14 protein-coding genes are annotated in these 19,462 nt (G+C 72.4%); 7 read left to right on the forward strand and 7 right to left on the reverse strand.

Going from position 1 to position 19,462, the window contains the following annotated elements:
* Positions 1–17 precede the first annotated feature (17 nt).
* Positions 18–800 (reverse strand): isocitrate lyase/PEP mutase family protein, encoded by a 783-nt coding sequence (locus BS80_RS27165; RefSeq protein ID WP_035804051.1) that lies wholly within the window; start codon positions 798–800, stop codon positions 18–20.
* A gap of 127 nt (positions 801–927) precedes the next feature.
* Here BS80_RS27165 and BS80_RS27170 point away from each other — a divergent pair, with 127 nt between their 5' ends.
* The 3 genes from BS80_RS27170 (at position 928) to BS80_RS27180 (ending at position 7,012) form a co-directional block, all read left to right on the forward strand.
* On the forward strand, positions 928–2,508 hold the full coding sequence (locus BS80_RS27170) for an SDR family oxidoreductase (RefSeq protein WP_051967251.1): 1,581 nt from the start codon (positions 928–930) through the stop codon (positions 2,506–2,508).
* A 10-nt stretch (positions 2,509–2,518) separates the two neighbouring features.
* Positions 2,519–4,696, forward strand: a complete 2,178-nt coding sequence (locus BS80_RS27175) for an MMPL family transporter (protein ID WP_035803086.1) — start codon at positions 2,519–2,521, stop codon at positions 4,694–4,696.
* A 249-nt stretch (positions 4,697–4,945) separates the two neighbouring features.
* The gene (locus BS80_RS27180; RefSeq protein WP_035803088.1) at positions 4,946–7,012 is read left to right on the forward strand and encodes a phosphocholine-specific phospholipase C; all 2,067 of its coding nucleotides are present in this window, start codon (positions 4,946–4,948) and stop codon (positions 7,010–7,012) included.
* Between the two features lie 228 nt (positions 7,013–7,240).
* Here the strand turns inward: BS80_RS27180 and BS80_RS27185 are convergent, their stop codons facing one another.
* Positions 7,241–8,146: an alpha/beta fold hydrolase gene (locus BS80_RS27185; protein ID WP_035803090.1), complete on the reverse strand. Its 906-nt coding sequence runs from the start codon at positions 8,144–8,146 to the stop codon at positions 7,241–7,243.
* Between the two features lie 73 nt (positions 8,147–8,219).
* On the opposite strand from BS80_RS27185, the gene BS80_RS27190 reads away from it, so the two are divergent.
* Positions 8,220–8,882 (forward strand): TetR/AcrR family transcriptional regulator, encoded by a 663-nt coding sequence (locus BS80_RS27190; RefSeq protein WP_051967252.1) that lies wholly within the window; start codon positions 8,220–8,222, stop codon positions 8,880–8,882.
* Positions 8,883–9,006: 124 nt separating this feature from the next.
* On the opposite strand, the gene BS80_RS27195 is transcribed toward BS80_RS27190, so the two are convergent.
* Positions 9,007–9,741: a PIG-L deacetylase family protein gene (locus BS80_RS27195; protein WP_035804054.1), complete on the reverse strand. Its 735-nt coding sequence runs from the start codon at positions 9,739–9,741 to the stop codon at positions 9,007–9,009.
* Between the two features lie 362 nt (positions 9,742–10,103).
* On the opposite strand from BS80_RS27195, the gene BS80_RS27200 reads away from it, so the two are divergent.
* Positions 10,104–11,999, forward strand: a complete 1,896-nt coding sequence (locus BS80_RS27200) for a cholesterol oxidase substrate-binding domain-containing protein (protein ID WP_083975434.1) — start codon at positions 10,104–10,106, stop codon at positions 11,997–11,999.
* A gap of 89 nt (positions 12,000–12,088) precedes the next feature.
* On the opposite strand, the gene BS80_RS27205 is transcribed toward BS80_RS27200, so the two are convergent.
* Complete coding sequence (locus BS80_RS27205) at positions 12,089–12,793, reverse strand: LysE family transporter (protein ID WP_035803092.1); 705 nt, start codon at positions 12,791–12,793, stop codon at positions 12,089–12,091.
* Complete coding sequence (locus tag BS80_RS41150; RefSeq protein WP_157536630.1) at positions 12,790–12,972, reverse strand: hypothetical protein; 183 nt, start codon at positions 12,970–12,972, stop codon at positions 12,790–12,792. The genes BS80_RS27205 and BS80_RS41150 overlap by 4 nt, the downstream gene beginning before the upstream one ends.
* Before the next feature lie 208 nt (positions 12,973–13,180).
* Here BS80_RS41150 and BS80_RS27215 point away from each other — a divergent pair, with 208 nt between their 5' ends.
* Together BS80_RS27215 and BS80_RS27220 are read left to right on the forward strand one after the other, a co-directional pair.
* Positions 13,181–14,293 (forward strand): PP2C family protein-serine/threonine phosphatase, encoded by a 1,113-nt coding sequence (locus BS80_RS27215; RefSeq protein ID WP_232246665.1) that lies wholly within the window; start codon positions 13,181–13,183, stop codon positions 14,291–14,293.
* Between the two features lie 143 nt (positions 14,294–14,436).
* Complete coding sequence (locus BS80_RS27220; protein WP_035803096.1) at positions 14,437–15,294, forward strand: hypothetical protein; 858 nt, start codon at positions 14,437–14,439, stop codon at positions 15,292–15,294.
* Positions 15,295–15,326: 32 nt separating this feature from the next.
* Here BS80_RS27220 and BS80_RS27225 read toward each other — a convergent pair whose 3' ends face one another.
* Positions 15,327–16,301 (reverse strand): ROK family protein, encoded by a 975-nt coding sequence (locus tag BS80_RS27225; RefSeq protein ID WP_051967254.1) that lies wholly within the window; start codon positions 16,299–16,301, stop codon positions 15,327–15,329.
* An 86-nt stretch (positions 16,302–16,387) separates the two neighbouring features.
* Positions 16,388–19,429 carry an alpha-mannosidase gene (locus BS80_RS27230; protein ID WP_035803097.1) on the reverse strand — a complete coding sequence of 1,014 codons (3,042 nt, stop codon included), beginning with the start codon at positions 19,427–19,429 and terminating at the stop codon, positions 16,388–16,390.
* Between the last annotated feature and the right edge of the window lie 33 nt (positions 19,430–19,462).

Below are 19,462 nucleotides of genomic sequence, written 5' to 3' on the forward strand. Positions count from 1 at the left end.
GCCGGCCGCAGCCGCCGTCAGGACTTCGTAAGAGCCTGCGTCAGTGCCTGCGTTTCGGCGTAGCCGGCGGCGGACGCGGTCACCGGACGGCCCGCCCGGACGTCCAGCGCCGCCGCCACCGCCGCGCCGAGCGCCACCCGGAACAGCAGCGAGCCCAGGCTCACCCGGCGCACGCCGAGGTCGCCGAGCTGCGCGAGGCTGGGGCCGGCGGGGGTGTAGAGGATGTTCAACGGGACATCCAACCCCGTCAACAGGGCCGTGATACGCGCGGGTTCGCTGAGGCCGGGGACGAACACGCCGTCGGCGCCCGCCTGTTGGTAGGCGTCCAGGCGGGCTGTCGTCTCGGCCTCCCGGCCGTCGCCCGACCAGTGGGTGTCGGTACGGGCGTTGACGAACAGCTCCGGCGCGGCCTCCTTCACCGCCGCGATCTTCGCCGCGTGCAGCGCCGCCGGGGCGAGGCTGCCGTCGGCCCGGCCGTCCTCCAGGTTGATGCCCACCGCCCCGGCGGCGGCCAACGAGCGGGCCAGCTCGGCGACCTGCGCCGGGTCGTCGCTGAACCCGCCCTCGGCGTCGACGGAGAGCAGGAACGGCCCGCCGCCGAGCCGCCGGGCGAGCAGCAGCGTCTCCTCACGGGTCGCCGCCGCGCCGTCCAGCAGGCCGGCCGCCGCGGCCACGCCGAGGCTCGTCGTGCCGATCGCCGCGAACCCCTGGGCGGCGAGGGCGGCTGCCGAGGCGTGGTCCCAGGCGTTGGGCAGCAGGAGGGGGGCGTCGGCGTGGTGCAGCGCGGCGAAACTCGTCATGCCCTCACCGTAGGTCACCCCGGGCGGCCGCCGGGCTGCGGGAACTCGTGGACGCGGAACCGCCCGCCCGGCGCGGCGGCGCGGAACGGGGAGAATAGCGAGGGGGACACCTGCGGGAGGAGCGGCCGTGGCCGACCTGGGAACGCCGAACTGCCTGGTCACCGGGGCGAGCGGTTACATCGGCGGCAGACTCGTCCCGGAGCTGCTGGCCGCCGGGTTCCGGGTCCGCTGCCTGGTGCGCGAGGCCGGCCGACTGCGTGACCAGCCCTGGCACGACGCGGTGGAGACGGTGCGCGGCGACGTCACCCGGGAGGAGAGCCTGGACGGCGCGTTCGACGGGATCGAGGTCGCCTACTACCTGGTGCACGCGCTCGGCACCGGCCCGTCGTTCGAGGCCCGCGACCGGCACGCCGCCCAGAGCTTCGGCCGCGCCGCCGCCCGGGCCGGGGTCCGCCGGATCGTCTATCTCGGCGGGCTGCTCCCGGCCGGCGTCCCCGAGGACACCCTCTCGCCGCACCTGCGCTCGCGCGCCGAGGTCGGCCGGATCCTGCGGGCCGCCGGTGTCCCGACGGCCGAGTTGCGCGCGGCGGTGATCCTCGGATCGGGCTCCGCCTCGTTCGAGATGCTGCGCTACCTGACCGAACGCCTGCCGGTGATGGTCACCCCCAGCTGGGTGCACACCCGGATCCAGCCGATCGCGGTCCGCGACGTGCTGCGCTACCTGGTGGGCGCCGCGAGCCTGCCGCCGGACGTCAACCGCAGCTTCGACCTCGGCGGACCGGACGTGCTGACGTACCGGGAGATGATGCTGCGCTACGCCGAGGTGGCCCGGTTGCCCCGCCGGGTGATCCTGCCGGTCCCGATGCTGACGCCCGGCCTCTCCAGCCACTGGGTCGGCCTGGTGACCCCCGTGCCCAGCAGCCTGGCCCGCCCGCTGGTGGAGTCGCTGCGCCACGAGGTGGTCTGCTCGGAACACGACATCGCCCGGTACGTCCCTGACCCGCCGGGCGGTCCGGTGGGCTTCGACGACGCGGTCCGGCTCGCGCTCAAGCGGGTCCGGGAGGCGGACGTGGCCACCCGCTGGTCGTCGGCCTCGCTGCCCGGCGCGCCGAGCGACCCGCTGCCCACCGACCCCGACTGGGCCGGCGGCAGTCTCTACCACGACACCCGGGAGCTGGCCGTCGACGCGGACCCCCGGGCGCTGTGGCGGGTCGTCGAGGGCATCGGCGGCGACAACGGCTGGTACTCCTTCCCGCTGGCCTGGGCCGTCCGCGGCTGGCTGGACCGGCTGGTCGGCGGCGTGGGCCTGCGGCGCGGCCGGCGTGACCCGCAGCGGCTGCGGGTGGGCGACTCGCTCGACTTCTGGCGGGTGGAGGAGATCGAACCCGGCCGTCTGCTGCGGCTGCGCGCCGAGATGCGGCTGCCCGGACTGGCCTGGCTGGAGCTGGGTGTCACCCCGGACGCGGGCGGCGGCGCGGTCCTGCACCAGCGCGCGCTCTTCCACCCGCACGGCCTGGCCGGCCACGCGTACTGGTGGAGCGTGGCCCCCTTCCACGCCGTGGTCTTCGGCGGCATGGCCCGCAACATCGCCGGTCGCGCCCGTGCCGACATCCCCCCGGGCGGCACTGCGGACGGGACTGCGGAAGGCTCCCCGAGCGGCTCCCCGGACGGCGCAGCCAGGCGGGCGGGTGGGGCGCGCGGCGTGTGAGGGTGGGCGCGTGTCGACCTACCTGTTCAGCCTGGCGCAGTGGGCGTTCCGACGGCGGAGGCTGGTGCTGAGCCTGTGGCTCGTCGCCGCGGTCGCCACGGTCACGATCTCCGTCGCGAGCGGCGGCAAGACGAACGACAACTTCACCATCCCCGGCACCGAGTCGCAGCGGGTCGTGGACCTGCTCAAGGCGAAGCTGCCGGCGCTGGCGGGTGGACAGATGCAGGTCGTCTTCGCCACGCACGGGACGGTCAAGGTCACCGATCCGGGGCCGAAGGCAGGGATCGAGGCCGCGGTGGCGAACCTGGCCGCAGTGCCGCAGTTGGTCTCGGCCTCGAACCCGTTCGTCGCGAAGGCGGTCTCACCGAACGACCAGGTCGCGCTCGGCCAGGTGCAGTTCACCGCGCAGCCGGCCGACGTGAAGGACGCCACGCTGGACGCGGTGCAGCGGGCCGTCACCCCGGCACGGGACGCCGGCGTCCAGGTCGAGTACTCCGGCAGCGTCTACCCGGGCTGGCGGGTCACTCCCTCGGAGCTCCCCGAACTGGTCGGCCTGATCGTCGCGTTCATCATCCTGCTGGTCACGTTCGGCGCTTTCGTGGCCGCCGGACTGCCGATCCTGACCGCGGTCATCGGCGTGGTGATCACCCTGACCGGCGTCACCGCGATCGCCTCGGTCATCACCATCGCGTCGGCCTCGACGACCGTCGCCCTGATGCTGGGCCTGTCCTGCGGCATCGACTACGGCCTGTTCATCCTCTCCCGGCACCGCAACAACCTGCTGCAGGGCCGTCCGCTGGAGGAGTCGGTCAGCCTGGCGGCGGGCACGGCCGGTGGCTCGGTGGTCTTCGCCGGGCTGACCGTCGTCATCGCGCTGTGCGGCCTGTCGGTCGTCGGCATCCCCTTCCTCACCGTCATGGGTCTGGCCGCAGCCGCGGCGGTGGCCATCGCGCTGTTGATCTCGCTCACCCTGCTGCCCGCCATGCTCGGTTTCGCGGGGGAGAAGGTCACGAACTTCATCAATACGCCGCTGCGCCCCGGACACCACGAGGACATCGCGGTGACGGCGGCCACCGCGCCGCAGAAGACCTTCGGCGCGGCCTGGGCCCGCTTCGTCGTCCGCTTCCGCGTCCCGGTGCTGATCGGCGGCGTCGCCCTGCTCCTGCTGCTCGCGGTGCCGGCCCTGGACGTGCAGCTCGGACTGCCCAGCGGTTCCTCCAAGCCGACCTCCGACACCTCGCGCCGGGCCTACGACCTGACCACCGCGGCCTTCGGCCCGGGCTTCAACGGTCCGCTCCAGGTCGTCGCCGACGGCGTCACCTCGCCCGAGACGGCGCAGACCATGACGACCGTGCTGAGCGGGGTCCACGGCGTCGCGCAGGCCACCCAGGTCGCCCTCACCAACGGCCTCGCCGTCATCCGCGTCGTGCCCACGACCGGCCCCAGCGACCCGGCCACCGCCGACCTGGTGCACGCCCTGCGCGACAACCGGGCCGTGATCGAGGGGTCCAGCGGCGCCGAGGTCCTCGTCGGCGGGGTGACGGCCTCGAACATCGACGTCTCCGCCAAGCTGTCCGACGCGCTGCCGGTGTTCCTGGCGGTCGTGGTGGGCTTGGCGTTCCTGCTGCTGACCTTCGCGTTCCGGACGATCCTGGTCCCGATCAAGTCGATCCTGGGCTTCCTGCTGTCGGTCTCGGCGGCGTTCGGCATGACGGTCGCGCTGTTCCAGTGGGGTTGGGGCCAGCGGATCTTCGGCATCACGAAGGCCGAGACGATCAGCTTCCTGCCGATCATCATGCTCGCCATCATCTTCGGCCTCTCCAGTGACTACGAGGTCTTCGTGGTCTCCCGGATCAAGGAGGACTTCACGAAGACCGGCAACGCCCGGGGCGCCGTGGAGCGCGGCACCGGCCTGTCGGCCCGGGTGGTGACCGCCGCCGCGCTGATCATGTTCTCCATCTTCGTGGCGTTCATGTTCAGCAAGGACCCGACGATCAAGGCCATCGGCTTCGGCTTCGCGGCGGGCGTCTTCCTGGACGCGTTCGTCGTCCGGCTGACCCTGGTGCCCGCGGTGCTGGCGATCGCCCGCTCGAAGGTCTGGTACCACCCGCAGTGGTTCGCCAGGTACGTGCCCGACCCCGACATCGAGGGCGAGAAGCTGGAGAAGCAGCTCACCCACCACGACTGAGGGGCGGCCGGCCGGGGAAGGCGGGGACCGGCTGCCCGGGGGCCGGGGGGAGTGATCACCGAGTGGGGAAGTCTGACGGTCCGTCAAGGCAATTCAGGTGTACGAACATTCGGCCCGTGGCCCATGCTCCCGTCCCAGAAGTCCGCTGTGCTTCATCTTGCCGCTACGTGACTACTGGACAGTAGACACCTGACTGCCGCACAGTCTCCAGGCTGGAGTTGTCCAGCTAACTTCCCCGGAGGCAACTACATGACGCCCGTCACCCGGCGTACCTTCCTCGGTTCTGCCGCCGCGCTCGGCGCGGCCATCGGCCTGGACTCCCTGCCCGGCGTGGCTCCTCGCGCGGCCGCGGCGACCACGGGGACGATCGCCGACGTCAAGCACGTCGTCGTGCTGATGCAGGAGAACCGCAGCTTCGACCACTACTTCGGCGCGATGAAGGGGGTGCGCGGGTTCGGTGACCGCGCCACCATCCAGCTGTCGGGTGGCAACAGCGTCTTCAACCAGCCCAACGGCAGCGGCCGGCAGTACCCGTGGCAGCTCAGCGCGACCAGCACGTGGTGGTGGGGCAGCAGCGGCGAGACACTGGCGCAGTGTGACGGCTCGCTCGACCATTCCTGGTCCACCCAGCACCAGGCGTGGAACACCGGGAAGATGGACTCCTGGATAGCGGCCAAGGGTTCGCCGCGGACCATGGGCTTCATGAACCGTTCGGACATCCCGTTCCACTACGCGCTGGCCGACTCGTACACCATCTGCGACGCCTACCACTGCTCGATCCTGTCGGCGACCGGCCCCAACCGCACCTACCTGTGGTCCGGCACGATCGACCCGCAGGCGACCGCGGGCGGCGCGGCGTACGACGGCGGCTCCGAGTCGGGCCTGCACTGGCAGACCTACGCCGAGGCGCTGCAGAACGCCGGGGTGAGCTGGAAGGTCTACCAGAACGCCTCCGACAACTTCGGCGACAACGCCCTCGCGTACTTCAACCAGTTCACGAGCGCGCCGAGTTCGAGCCCGCTCGCGCAGCGCGGCATGGGATCGGTGCCCAGCACCGGATCGACGCCGGACGACATCGCGGCCGCGATCAGAGCCGACGCCGTCGCCGGTACCCTGCCGCAGGTCTCCTGGGTGGTCGCCAACCAGCTCTACTCCGAGCACCCGGACGGCCCGCCGGAGAACGGCGCGCACTTCGTCAACCTGGTCATCCAGGCCCTGGCGGCGGACCCGACCACCTTCAACTCCACCGTCCTGTTCCTCAACTACGACGAGAACGACGGCTTCTTCGACCACGTGCCGCCGCCCGTCGCGCCCGCCGGGACCACCGACGAGTTCTACTCCGGCACCAACATCGGCCTCGGCTTCCGGGTGCCGATGATCATCGCCTCGCCGTGGACCCGCGGCGGCTTCGTCGACTCTCAGGTCTACGACCACACCAGCGTGATCCGCTTCCTGGAGACCTGGACGGCCGCGCTGGGCACCCCGGCCGCCTGCCAGAACATCAGCGCCTGGCGCCGGCAGGTCTGCGGTGACCTCACCGGGGCCTTCGACTTCGCCAACCCGGTCTACGGGCTGCCGTCCCTCCCCTCCACCAGCGCCGTGATCAGCCAGGCCACGGCGAACGTGCAGGTCAACCCGAGCCCGGGCAACAACGCCATGCCCGCGCAGGAGAGCGGCACCAAGCCCGCCCGTGCCCTGCCGTACCAGCCCAACGCCTGGGTGGACCGCCTCGAGTACGACGCCAACGGCCAGATCCTGCTCTGGGTCGACATGGCCAACCAGGGCCCGCAGGCCACCGCCTACGCGCACTACTCGGTCTACGCCAACGCCTACCGCACCGGCGGCCCCTGGCAGTACACGGTCGCGCCGTACAACGCCGCCACCGGCGTGGACGGCAGCACCAGCGACTACTTCAACATCGGCACGAACTACGGCGCCGGGCAGTACGACCTGAGCGTCGTCGGCCCCAACCGCTTCCTGCGGCGCTTCACCGGCAACGCCACCACCGCCGGCAAGGACGCCGAGGCCTCCACGTACTACGCGCCGGCGCCGAACACCGGGAAGCCGGCCGTCTGGTTCAAGTTGACCAACACCGGTTCCAGCACGGTCACCTTCACCATCACGTCGACCAACTACCGTACCGACGGCCCGTGGACGTACCAGGTCGCCCCCGGGGCCACCGTCTCGGACTACTTCAACGCCGTCACCATCGCCGGCGGCTGGTACGACTTCACGGTCACCGTCACCGGCGACGCCTCCTGGAGCCGCCGCGCCACCGGCCACATCGAGACCGGCAGCGTGAGCGTCAGCGGCTGACGCCACGCCGGCGGGTGCGGGGGTCGTCGCCCACGACGGGCGCGACGACCCCCGCGTCCGGCCGGGCGTTGGGGCGTCGCCGCCACGGCGGCCGACCGGTCAGCGCCTGTGGCGTCGAGGTGCGTCGAGGCGGTGCCGGGGGCGGGGCCGGGGTGGGGCCGGCTGTGCGAGAAGGCGGGCCCCAGTCTCGGAGGGGGCTGTATTCACCAAGGGAAGCGGCAGGTGGTGCTACTCACTCCGGGTGGGCTCGGGCTGGAGTGCGGTGATGAACTGCAGGAGGCGTTCGTTGACCAGCTCGGGACGCTCCAGGTTGAGGCCGTGGCCGGCCCGCTGAACGATCTCGGCCTGAACATTCGGGATCAGCGCAGTGACCCGCTTCAGAACCTGGTGGGGCCGGAGCAGGGCGCTTCGGCGTCCGAGCAGGACGAGGGCGGGCAGTTGGATCGAGCTCAGTTCCTCGTCGGTGAACGGTCGGGCCGCGGGGCGGGTGTTCGGCTTGTAGGTCCGCATGCCCAGCATCAGCGGAGCGATCATCTGGGGCGGTGAGCTGAGGGCGGGGTTGGCGAGCAGGCGCCCCAGGGCAGGTCGGAGCGGGCGTGGGGCGAGCATTCCGAACAGCCCGCCGATCATGTGGGCGTAGAACCGCGCGGGGACCTTCTCGATCCCGCCCGGGTCCAGCGGGACGATGGACGCGAGGCGCTCGGGTCCGTGAATGCCCTGGTTGAGGGCCAGCCATCCGCCGTAGGAGAGGCCGACCAGGTGGACGCGCTCCAGCCCCAGTCCGGCGAGGACCTCGCCGAGCCAGGCCGCGTTGTCCTCGGAGTCGGCCGCGACGGTGCGTTGCACGCTGCGGCCGGGGTCGTCGAGGGTGTCGATCGCATAGACCGGGTGGTTCTCGCCCAGGGCGGCGACCTGCGGGTACCAGTTGGAAGCGTGTCCGGCGTGGCCGTGGAGGAGCACGATCGGCTCACCGGTCAGGGCCCCGTAGCGGTGGACATGGACGGTGCCGTAGCCGGTTTCGACGTCCAGTTCTTCGCGCGGGCTCGGCCACAGCCCCATGGCACGGTCGTACGCCTCAAGGAACTTCCCGCGGGCTTCCTCGCTGACGAAACGTCCGACGCTCGTCCTGGTCATGGTCCCTCCCGACACGCGAAACAGCAGGACTTGATGGTATGTTTGTACCATAAAAACGTTCGAAGGGAACCCGATGCCGAAGCTGGTGGACCATGAGGAGCGACGGGCCCAGATCATCGACGCCCTGCTCCGCGCGGCGGCGGACACCGGGCTGCACGCCGTCACCATGCGGTCCGTCGCCATCGAGGCGGGCACCTCGGTGCGGCTCGTGCAGTACTACTTCGACACCAAGGAGCAGCTGCTGCTCGCCGCGGTCAACCGCCTGACGGCGCGCATGGGCGAGCGGGTCCGCGACCGGGTGAGGACCGCCGGCTCCTCGCCGGCTCCGCGCGACATCGTCGAAGCGGTCCTGCTCGAAGCCGTGCCCACCGACGAGGAGAGCCGGATCTTCCACCTTGTCCACACCGAGTACGCGGTGCTCTCCATCACCGATCGCGCCCTCGGCGGCCAGCGGTTCCTCGCGGCACCCAAGGAGATGGAAGGGTTCCTGATCAGCCAGCTCGCAGCCGCCCAGCAGGCTGGGGACGCCGATCCGCACCTGGATGCCCGTCAGGAGGCCGTCGTCCTCCTGGCCGTCTCTGCCGGCCTCGGCCTGAGCGTCCTGCTCGGCCAGCGCACGGCCGACGACGCGAATGCCGTTCTGCGCTACCACCTCGGTCGACTCTTTCACGGCGGTGGCGGATCGGACGAGGGCGGCAAGGCCTCGGCCGGCCGGAACCCGGCGGGTGGTAAGTAGCCGGTGACCGGCGAGACGCACGAGGTCGACAGCCCCGACAACCTCGTCCCCACTCGGGGCTGACCACTGCCAAGCCATGATCGCGGGCGGTGAGGATCCGCTGCCGTGGCACGGGAGCCACGCGTCACGAGACCTTCTCCAGGGACCAGACGAGCTCGGCGCGCAGCGGGCCGCCGCGGGCCAGCAGGCTGCCGTGATCGGCTGCCAGCGGGGCGAGTTGGGAGCCGTGGCAGAGCACCGCCGCGCGCTTGCGGGCCCACTGTTCGTCGGTCAGTCGCAGGTCGTGCCGCACGGTCGTGCGGTAGCGGAGCAGCAGGTTCTGGTCGGCGAGCCCGCACGTCGGGCTGTGGCCGAGTGCCTGGCCGGCCTCGTCGCCGGCCCAGTGTGGCAGGTGGCCGGTGTACGGGAGGTCGGCGTAGACCAGCGGCGGCGGTGCGCCCAGCCGGTCCAGGGTGCGCAGTGCGTGTTCGCGGACCCGTTCGTGGTCCGGCTGGTTGCTGCCGAGCGGGACGAGGATGCTGGAGTGGTCCGGGAGGTCGGACAGGAAACTTTCCAGATGCGGTAGTTCGGGTGACTGCGCGTACGGGCCGTCCGGGTGGTCCAGCGCGATCTGCGCGGCGCCGAGCAGGGCGCAGGCCCGGGCGTTCTCGGCCAGCCGGGCCCGGTAGGCCTCGGTGGCCGTGGAGAATCCGCAGGTGCTGTCCCACCAGGAGACCGGGAGGCCGGGGGCCGGGGCGCCGCCGAAGACGGTCACCACGACGACTGGGCCCGGGAGTTCGGGGATCAGGCCGGCCAGTGAGAGGGCGGCGTCGTCGAAGTGCGGGGAGAGGACGATGGTGCGCCGGGGCGCTGCGGTCACGAGGGCCTGCTTTTGTGGGTCGGGGGCCAGGAAGTCGAGGAGGGCATCCTCGGAGCGGAGCGGCATCCGGGCGCGGAATCTGACACGCGACCCTAACCGTCGTTCGGCTTGTGGTCCAGACCAATTTGGCGCTGGTTGGATCCGGGGTGACGGGGTGGGCCGGCGGTGCGGTGGTGGCGGGATGTTCCGTGCGGGTTTCGATGGAAGAAAGTTCCCGGTGATCCGAGTTTCACTCGAACTAATGATTGAATGCGAACTTCCGGCGGGCGGCTCGGGTGGGTCCGTAGCGTCTGTACCACGGATCGACCGCGGGTCGTCCGTGCTCTGACGATGTGTTGGATCCAGGAGAGGGCGGGGCGGCCATGGCAGTGCGCAGGTCACCGGGACAGGTATCGCCGCAGGGCGGCGGCGCGGCGGGTGACGTGGTGGGTGAGGTCGCGCAGGGGGCGGCGGGTCTGACCCGGCGTCGGCTCCTGGCCGGGTCCGCCGCGCTGGGCGGCGGGGTCTGGCTGTTGCGTGGCGCGATCGGGCCCGAGGCGGCGTCCGCCGACGCGGTCGCCGCCCCGCCCGCCTTCCCCGCCGGCGTGGAGCTCTACCGGCAGGTCTTCGAGAACTGGGCCGGCGAGATCCACACCGATCAGTTGTGGACGTGCGCACCGCGCACCCCGCAGGACGTGGTGACGCTGGCCGACTGGGCGAACGCGCAGGGCTGGCGGCTGCGGGCCCAGGGGTACCGGCACACCTGGGCGCCGCTGGCGGTGGCGGACGGAACGCCGTCCTCGGCCACCGTGCTGATGGTGGACACCACCCGCTACCTCACCGCGGTGAGTCTGGCCACCGTGCCGGGCGGACCGCCCGCCGTCCGGGCCCAGGCCGGTGCGGGGATGGAGCAGGTACTCGCCTTCCTCGCCGACCACGGCCTGGGGGTGACCAGTTGCCCGGCCCCCGGGGATGTGACGGTCGGCGGCGTGCTCGCCATCGGCGGCCACGGTACTGCCGTCCCCGCTGCTGGGGAGTCCGCGCCGCCCGGCCACGGCTACGGATCGGTCAGCAACCTGGTCACCGAACTCACCGCCGTGGTCTGGGACGAGAGCGCCGGCCGCTACGCCCTGCGGACCTTCGACCGCGCCGAGGCCGACAGCGCCGCGTTCCTGGTCCACCTGGGCCGGGGTTTCGTGACGGAGGCGGTGCTGCGCGCCGGGGTCGACCAGAACCTGCGCTGCGTCAGCCGCTTGGACATTCCCGCCACCGAGTTGTTCGCCGCGCCCGGTTCGGCCTCCAGCTCCCGGCAGTTCGCGGACTTCCTGGAGCGCGACGGCCGGGTCGAGGCGATCTGGTTCGCCTTCACCGAGTACCCCTGGCTGAAGTCCTGGAGCGTCACGGCCGACAAGCCCTTCTCCTCCAGAGGGGTCGAGCAGCCGTACAACTACCCCTTCTCCGACAGCATCCCGACCCCGGTCGCCGATCTCGCAGGTCAACTGGTGGGTGGCTCCTGGGCTTTGGCGCCGGTCTTCGGGCAGCTCCAGTACCTGATCGCCCGTCTCGGCCTCACCGGGGACATCACCGATGTGCTGCTCTCCGGCGGCCTGCTGCGCGACCTGCTCACCCTCGACGTGATCACCCACCTGCTCGCCGACGGCCTCAGCTCGGACCTGTGGGGTCCCTCGCGCACCCTCCTGCAGTACGTCCGGCCGACCACCCTGCGGATGACTGCGAACGGGTACGCGGTGCTCTGCAAGCGCTCCGACGTGCAGTGGGTGGTCAGCCAGGTCACCTCCGGCTACCAGAACCTGCTGACGGAGTATCAGACACGTGGCGCCTTCCCGATCAACGGGGCAGTGGAGATCCGGGTGACCGGGCTCGACGATCCGGCCGTGGTCGGCGTACCGGGTGCCCGTGCACCGCTGCTCTCCGCCCTCAGCCCGCGGCCGGACCACCCCGAATGGGACACCGCGGTCTGGTTCGACGTGCTGACGCTGCCCACCACCCCCGGACTCCACCAGTTCGGCCGTGACCTGGAGCAGTATCTGCTGACCACCTTTGACGGCACCCGGGCGGCACTGCGCGTCGAGTGGTCCAAGGGCTGGGCCTACACAGCCGACGCCACCTGGGCCGACCCCGACGTCATAGGCCGGGTGATCCCCGACAGTCACCGGGCCGGCGGCGGCCCGGGCTGGGACGAGGCCGTCGCCACTCTCAACCGTTACGACCCGCATCGCGTCTTCAGCAGCCCGTTGCTGGACACCCTGCTGCACTGAGCCACCGGTACCGGGCGCGCGGTGTCCGGCCCGGCCCCCGGTGCGGCAGACGCGCGGTACGGGTGGTCTCGGAGCGAGCCCGGGCGGACTCAGAGCGACAGGAGTCGGACGGCGAGGAGGCTGATCACCGTGCTGGAGAGCAGTGCGGTGATCAGCCGGCCGAGCCGACCGGTGAGGAACCGGCCGAGCGCGGCGCCCCCGGCCGCGAGCAGCAGTTGCCAGCTGGCGGAGGCGACCAAGGCCGCGAGGGCGAAGGCGGCCGCGAGCCAGAGCGACGAGCTGCCGGCGGAGGTGGAGGAGGCGGAAGCAGAGGCAGAGACCGAGGCAGGGAGGGTGGAGGAGATCGGCGTGGAGACGACTGTGGAGGCCTGTCGGCCCAGCACCAGCGCGGCGAAGTAGACGACGGTCGTCGGGTTGAGCAGGGTCAGCCCGAGCAGTCCGGCATAGGCCCGCCGAGGAGAGCTGGCCAAGCCGCCGGGGCCGGTCTCCGGCAGCCGTCCGCGGTGCGCCCGCAGCGCGGTGACGGCGGTCCGGGCGGCCAGGGCGATCAGTGCGAGCCCGGCCGCCCAGCGCAGTGGGGTGGCCGCAGGCGCGAGCAGCCGGGCCGCGCCCGCGCCGCCCAGCGCGGCCGCGGCGGCGTAGAGCCCGTCCGCCGTCGCCACGCCGAGCGCGGCCGCCGCGCCGATCCGCAGCGAGGTGCGCGCGCTCAGGCCGACCAGCAGGGCCGCGACGGCGCCGACCGGCATGGCGATCCCGTACCCCGCCAGCAGCCCGGCCAACAGCGCGGCCCTCACGTCAGTGCCGCGGCGGTCCGTCCTGTGGGGAGGGCGGTCTGCTGTCGGCGGGCGCCGATCGCGGCCGACGACGACGCGGGCGAGGTCACCGGCGACGACGACAGCGACGACACCGGCGAGGACGCTGGTGAGGGTACGGGCGAGGCGGGGCGCGGGCCGGGCGCGGTGAGTGCGGTCATGGGCGCCATCCTGCTCACCGCGCAGGCACCGGGCAACGGAGTTTCCGTCGCCCTGAGGGGCACGGCGACGGGCGTCGGCGGAGGCGCCGCGTCGCCGCCCCGGCGGGAACGGTGGAGAGTGTGAAGGGAGAGAACCGGGCCGCAGGCGCCGCCACCCCGCCGGCTGCCGTGCGGCCCGAGGAGCGGACCGACCCTGAGGGAGCCGACCGTGCCCGAGGACGTCCTGCAGCGGCGGCCGGCCCCGCCGGGTAGGCACTCAGCCGGCGAGGCGGGCCTGCCCAGACGGTCGCGCCGACTGCTTTTCGGCGCCTACCTGCTGCTCGTCCTGGCGATCGTCGCGGACCTGGTCACCGGCCCCGGGACGACCGTCTCACCCGTGCTCGCCGCCGTCCCGGTGCTGGCGGGCACGGGCAGCCACGCGGCCCGGGTCCCGCTGCTGGCCGGGGCGCTCTCACTTGCCTCCGTCGGGCTGCTGAGCCTGGCCAACCCGGACGTGCCGGTCTCCGTCCACGTGGCCGCCCTGATCGCCGTCATGGCCGTCACCCTGGCCAGCACCGCCAACGTCGTCCTGCTGCTGGCCCGCGACCACGAGCTGCGCGAAGTCCGCACGGTGGCGGAGGCCGCCCAGCGGGCCCTGCTGCGCCCGATCCCGACGCGGGCCGGCCCGCTGCGCATCGCCGTCCGGTACGAGGCCGCCGCCGCCGAGGCCCGGATCGGCGGCGACCTCTACGAGGTCCTCGACACCCCGCACGGCGTGCGGATCCTGCTCGGCGACGTCCAGGGCAAGGGCCTGGTGGCCGTCGAGACGGCTTCGGAGGTGCTCGGCGTCTTCCGTGAGGCGGCCCGCACCGAGACCGACCTCGCCGCGGTGGCCGAGCGGCTGGACTCTCAACTGGCCCGCGGCCCGCAGAACGACCGGTTCGTGACGGCCGTCCTGGTCGGCGTGCCGCTGGGGGCGAAGCCGGCGCAGCTCGTCAACTGCGGTCACCCGTCGCCCATGCTGCGCCGGGCCGGCGTGGTCAGCGAGTTGGACCCGCCCGGCTTCTCACCGCCCCTGGGCCTGCGCGACCTGACCGGCGAGGCCTACCGGGTCCGCAGCGTCCAGCTGTACCCAGGCGACCTGCTGTTGCTCTACACCGACGGGGTCTCCGAGGCGCGGGACGCGGGCGGGCGCTTCTATCCACTCGCGTCCCGGTTCACCGGATTCCCCGCGCACGAGCCGGGCGCGCTGCTCGACCAGCTCCTGACGGACGTCGAGGCCTACGTGGTCGACGGCCTGACGGACGACGCGGCCCTGCTGGCGGTCCGCTGCGAGGGGTGAGGCCGCGGATCGCCTCCGTCGCAGCTTCGCCTCTGTCGCCGCTTTGTCGCTTCGCCGGTGCCGAACGGCCGCTCACGGGTGGCGCCTGCTGTCCGGCGGGCGGGCTGGCTGGCTGGCGGGTCTCGGCGAGGAGAATGGCCGTCATGACTACCCATCACGACAGTGACGCCCCCGACCCGGACCACCTGAGCCGACAGCTCCACCTTCGGCTGGACCGAATCGAGGCACTGCTCACGTCCGGAGGGGTCGGAGCGTCCGGGGCGGGCGGAGCGGCGGGCGGCGCCGACGCGGCCGGCGGCGCCGACGCGTCGGCGGGGAAGTCCGCGGCGGACATCCCCGTCCGGCCGGTCTGGCGGGCCGAGACCGAGGCCGAACAGCGCTGGGCCGTGACGGTCGCGATTCTCTCCGCCGTCGTGCTGCAGCTCTTCCTGCCGCCCCGGCTCAGCATCCATCCGCGCTGGATGCTGCCGGCGCTGGAGCTGAGCCTGCTGGTCGCGCTGGTCGCGCTGAACCCGCACCGGCGGATCGACCACAGCACGCGCGCGCTGCGTTCGTTGAGTCTGACCCTGGTCGCGGCGATCAGCCTCGCCAACGGCTGGTCGGCGGTCAAGCTGGTCCGCGAGTTGATCACCGGCGCCGGAGCGCCCACCCCGCTCGGCCTGCTCGGCACCGGCGGCGCGGTCTGGGCGACGAACGTGATCGCGTTCGCGCTCTGGTACTGGGAGTGGGACCGTGGCGGCCCGGCGGCCCGGTCCCTCGGCACGGCCGACTACCCCGACTTTCTCTTCCCGCAGATGCAGCAGCCGGATATCGCCCCGGCGCTGTGGGAACCCGGGTTCCTCGACTACCTCTACGTCGCCTTCACCAACGCGACAGCCTTCAGCCCGACCGACACCATGCCGCTCTCGCTCTGGGCCAAGATGCTGATGATGTTCCAGTCCGTGGTGTCGTTGCTGACCGTGCTCCTGGTGGTGGCCCGGGCCGTGAACATCCTGCACTGAGCCGTCCGTTCGGCTCGCGCGGGAGCGGTGGGTCAGTGCGAGGCGGCGAGGGCTGCCGCGCCGATCAGGCCCGCGTCGGAGCCGAGTCCGGTGCGCCGGACCTCGATCGGGTGCAGGAACGGCAGGGCGGCGTAGGTGTGCAGGTGGCGGCGCAGTGGCGCGAGCAGCAGTTCACCGGCCTGCGCCACGCCGCCGCCGATGACCGCCAAGCGCAGGTCGAGCAGGGTGGCGGTGGCCGCGATGCCGGCGGCCAGCGCCCGGCCCGCGCGGTCGTAGGCGGCGAGGGCCAGCGAGTCGCCCTGCCGCGCCGACTCGGCGACCGCGGCGGCGTCGGTGGCGCCGCCGCGTGCGGCGGGCTGCCAGCCGGAGCGCAGGGCGTGGCGTGCGATGGCGGTGCCGCTGGCGAGCATTTCCACGCAGCCGCGCGAGCCGCACGGGCAGGGTTCGCCGTTCAGGTCCACGCTGAGGTGGCCCAGGTGCCCGGCGTTGCCGCTGGGGCCTGGGCGGACGGCGCCGTCGAGTACCAGCCCGGCCCCGACGCCGGTGGATACCACCAGGCAGAGCGCGTCGCCGGCGTCCCGGGCGGCGCCGCGCCAGTGCTCTCCGGCCGCCATCGCCACGCCGTCGCCGCCCAGCACCACCGGCCGGCCCGCCACCGCGGGGTCGGCGGCGACCCGGGCGACGAGGGGGAACCCCCGCCAGCCGGGGATGTTGACCGGGCTGACGGTCCCGTGGGCGATGTCCACCGGACCGGCGCAGCCGATCCCCACCGCTCGCACCTCGCGCCAGCGCGGGTCCGCGGCCAGCTTCCCGATCACCTGATGGATCGTCAGCATAACTGCCTCACCCGGCTCCTGGGACGGAGTGAGGCGCTGCACCCGGTGCAGCAGGGTGCCATGACCGTCGACCAGTGCACCGGCGATCTTCGTGCCCCCGATGTCGAGCGCGGCGAACAGGGCGGCGGACGGGTCGGCGGGACGGTCGGTGGGGTGCGGGGTGCTCGTCATCGGGGGCCTCGCGGAGCTGGAGCCTGCGGGTGGGGAAGGAGCGACGCTACGACGCGGGGACGCTACGACGCAGGGACGCGGGGGCGCTACGAGGCGTCGGCCGCGCGTGCGAGCCGCAGCGTGACCAGCTGGAACGGGCGCAGCCTCAGCTCCACCGTGCCCCCGCGCAGCGCGGGGTGTTCGCCGAGCGGGCGCTCCAGCAGGTCACAGGCCTGCACTCCGGCCGGGGCGAAGGAGGTGCGCAGCTCGGCGCGGGCCCGGGCGCCGTGTGCCTCGTAGAGCCGGACCACCACGTCGCCGCTCCCGTCGTCGGCCAGCTTGACGGCACTGACCACCACCGCGTCGTTGTCGACGCTCACCAGTGGCGCGACCTCGCTGTCCCCCGGGATCCGCCGCTCGGGCAGGTTGATCCGGTAGCCCTCGCGCACCGCGTCGCCGATCGTGGCGCCGGGTGCCAGCGCGTGCCGGAACCGGTGCACGCCCTGGTCGGTGTGCGGGTCGGGGAAGCGCGGTGCGCGCAGCAGCGAGACGCGGACCGTGGTGGTGGTGCCGTGGTCGGCGGCCCGCACGGTGCGCGTCACGTCGTGACCGTAGGTGGAGGCGGTCACCAGGGCCACGCCCCAGTCGGGTTCGGCGAAGTGGACGAAGCGGTGGTTGCAGGCCTCGAACTTGGCCGCCTCCCAGCTGGTGTTGGTGTGGGTGGGACGGTGCAGATGGCCGAACTGCGTTTCGGCGGCGTAGCGTTCGGTGTGTAGGTCCAGCGGGAAGGCGGCCTTGAGGAACTTCTCGGTCTCGTGCCAGTCCACCTCGGTGTCCAGGTCGAGCCGTGGGGCGCCGGCGCTCAGCGTCAGTGTCTGCACCACCCGCGAGGCGCCGAAGGAGCGCGTCACCCGGACCGCGACGGCGTCCGAGTCCTTGGCGACGACGGTGAGTTCGTCCAGGTCGGTCAGGTCGGTGACGGTGTTGCGGTAGAACTGGTCGACGTCCCAGGCGTCCCACATGTTCGGGAAGTCGGGGTGGATCTGCAGCAGGTTGGCGGCGGCGCCGGGCGCGACGCTCTCACGCTCGTGCAGGAGGTCGTACGCCGAGACGACGAGCCCGCGCCCGTCCACCGCGACCCGCAACAGGCCGTTGTCCAGCAGGAATCCGCCCTCGGGACGGGCCTGGACCGTGCAGCCCTGCTGCGCCCGGGCCACCCCGCGGGCGCCACCGGCCGGCACGCCGGCCCACTCGTGCGGCGTCGCGTTGAAGACCACCTCACCGCCTGACGTACCGTCACCGACCAGCGCCAGCTGGGCTTCACCGATGAGAGCCGTCAGCTCCTCGGCGACGGCGGCGTAGGTCTGCTCCGCCTCCCGGTGCACCCAGGCGATCGACGATCCGGGCAGGATGTCGTGGAACTGGTGCAGCAGGACGGTCTTCCAGATCCGGTCCAACTGCTGGTACGGGTAGGCGGATCCGGTCTGAACGGCGGCGGTGGCGGCCCACAGCTCGGCCTCCCGCAACAGGTTCTCGCTGGCCCGGTTGCCCTGCTTGGTCTTCGCCTGGCTGGTCAGCGTGGCACGGTGCAGTTCGAGGTAGAGCTCGCCGACCCAGACCGGCGGGTCGGGGTACTCGGCCTGCGCCTTGGCGAAGAACTCGGCGGGCTTCTCCCACCGGACGGTGGCCGAGCCCTCCAGGTTCCGCAGCCGGGCCGCCTTGGCGATCATCTCGCGGGTGGTACCGCCGCCGCCGTCGCCCCAGCCGGTCGGTGCCAGCGAGTGCGTGGCCCGGCCCTTGTCCTTGAAGTTCCGTGCCGCGTGGGCGATTTCACTGCCCTTCATGGAGCAGTTGTAGGTGTCGATGGGCGGGAAGTGGGTGAAGATCCGGCTCCCGTCGATGCCCTCCCACCAGAAGGTGTGGTGCGGGAAGCTGTTGATCTGGCTCCAGGAGATCTTCTGGGTCAGCAGCCACTTGGAGCCCGCCGCCTTGATGATCTGCGGTAGGCCGCCGGTGAAGCCGAAGGTGTCCGGCAGCCAGGCCTCCTCGTTCTCGACGCCGAACTCCTCCAGGAAGAACCGCTTGCCGTGCACGAACTGGCGGGCCATCGCCTCCGAACCGGGCATGTTGGTGTCCGACTCGACCCACATCCCGCCGGCCGGCACGAAGCGGCCCTCGGCCACCGCCTGCTTGACCTTCGCGTACACCTCCGGCCGGTGCTCCTTGATCCAGGCGTACTGCTGGGCCTGGGACATGGTGTAGACGAAGTCCGGTTCGTCCTCCAGGAGCGCGGTCATGTTGGCGGTGGTCCTGGCCACCTTGCGGACCGTCTCGCGCAGCGGCCACAGCCAGGCGGAGTCGATGTGCGCGTGGCCGACCGCGCTGATCCGGTGTGCGGACGCCGAGGCGGGCGCGGCCAGCACCCCGGCCAACTCCGAACGGGCGGCGGCAGCGGTGGCGTTGACGTTCTGCAGGTCGACGGCGTCCAGCGCCCGTTCGACCGCGCGCAGCACCTCCCAGCGGCGCGCGCCGTCCACCGGGAGCTCGGCCATCAGCTCGCCCAGCACCTCCAGGTCCATCACCAGCTGCCAGACGGTCTCGTCGAAGACCACCAGGTCGATCCGGGCCAGCCGGTACTGGGGCTGGTCGCCGGCGGTTGCCTTCTCGCCCAACCCGGTGGGCAGGAACGGGTGGTAGTCGAGGATCACCGGATTGGAGGCGGCCTCCACGTGCAGCAGCACCTGCTCCCCGCCGACCGCGGGCGCGGCGATTTGCACCCACTGGTTGCACGGGTTGATCCCCTTCACCGGCGTGCCGTCCGGCCGGTAGACCAGGCCCTCGCACTGGAAGCCGGGCATGTTCTTGTCGAAGCCCAGGTCGATCAGCGCCTCGACGGTCCGCCCGGCCCAGGCGGCGGGCACGGTGCCGGAGACGGTCAGCCAGCTGGTGCCCCAGGGCGCGCCCCACGGCTGCCCGACGGCGATCGGGGTGCGCGGTGCGCTCAGACCCTCGGCGACCGGGACGGGTTCGTCGGGGGCGGTCCAGATGCCGACCTCCAGTGGCGTCGACTCGGGGTGGATCGCGGGGCGGATGCGCTCGTCGAGGACGCGCTTGAGGCGGGACTCGACCAGGCTGCGGTCATCGTGCACAGGGGGCTCCGGGGGGCTGCGAGGGTGGACGTG

The sequence above is a fragment of the Kitasatospora mediocidica KCTC 9733 genome (assembly GCF_000744225.1).
GTDB lineage: Bacteria > Actinomycetota > Actinomycetes > Streptomycetales > Streptomycetaceae > Kitasatospora > Kitasatospora mediocidica.

Excerpts from the sequence above, each read along its gene's own strand:
- BS80_RS27165 (WP_035804051.1), bottom strand. The coding sequence starts at position 800 with ATGACGAGTTTCGCCGCGCTGCACCACGCCGACGCCCCCCTCCTGCTG.
- BS80_RS27180 (WP_035803088.1), top strand. The coding sequence starts at position 4,946 with ATGACGCCCGTCACCCGGCGTACCTTCCTCGGTTCTGCCGCCGCGCTC.
- BS80_RS27185 (WP_035803090.1), bottom strand. The coding sequence starts at position 8,146 with ATGACCAGGACGAGCGTCGGACGTTTCGTCAGCGAGGAAGCCCGCGGG.
- BS80_RS27190 (WP_051967252.1), top strand. The coding sequence starts at position 8,220 with ATGCCGAAGCTGGTGGACCATGAGGAGCGACGGGCCCAGATCATCGAC.
- BS80_RS27200 (WP_083975434.1), top strand. The coding sequence starts at position 10,104 with ATGGCAGTGCGCAGGTCACCGGGACAGGTATCGCCGCAGGGCGGCGGC.
- BS80_RS41150 (WP_157536630.1), bottom strand. The coding sequence starts at position 12,972 with ATGACCGCACTCACCGCGCCCGGCCCGCGCCCCGCCTCGCCCGTACCC.
- BS80_RS27220 (WP_035803096.1), top strand. The coding sequence starts at position 14,437 with ATGACTACCCATCACGACAGTGACGCCCCCGACCCGGACCACCTGAGC.
- BS80_RS27225 (WP_051967254.1), bottom strand. The coding sequence starts at position 16,301 with ATGACGAGCACCCCGCACCCCACCGACCGTCCCGCCGACCCGTCCGCC.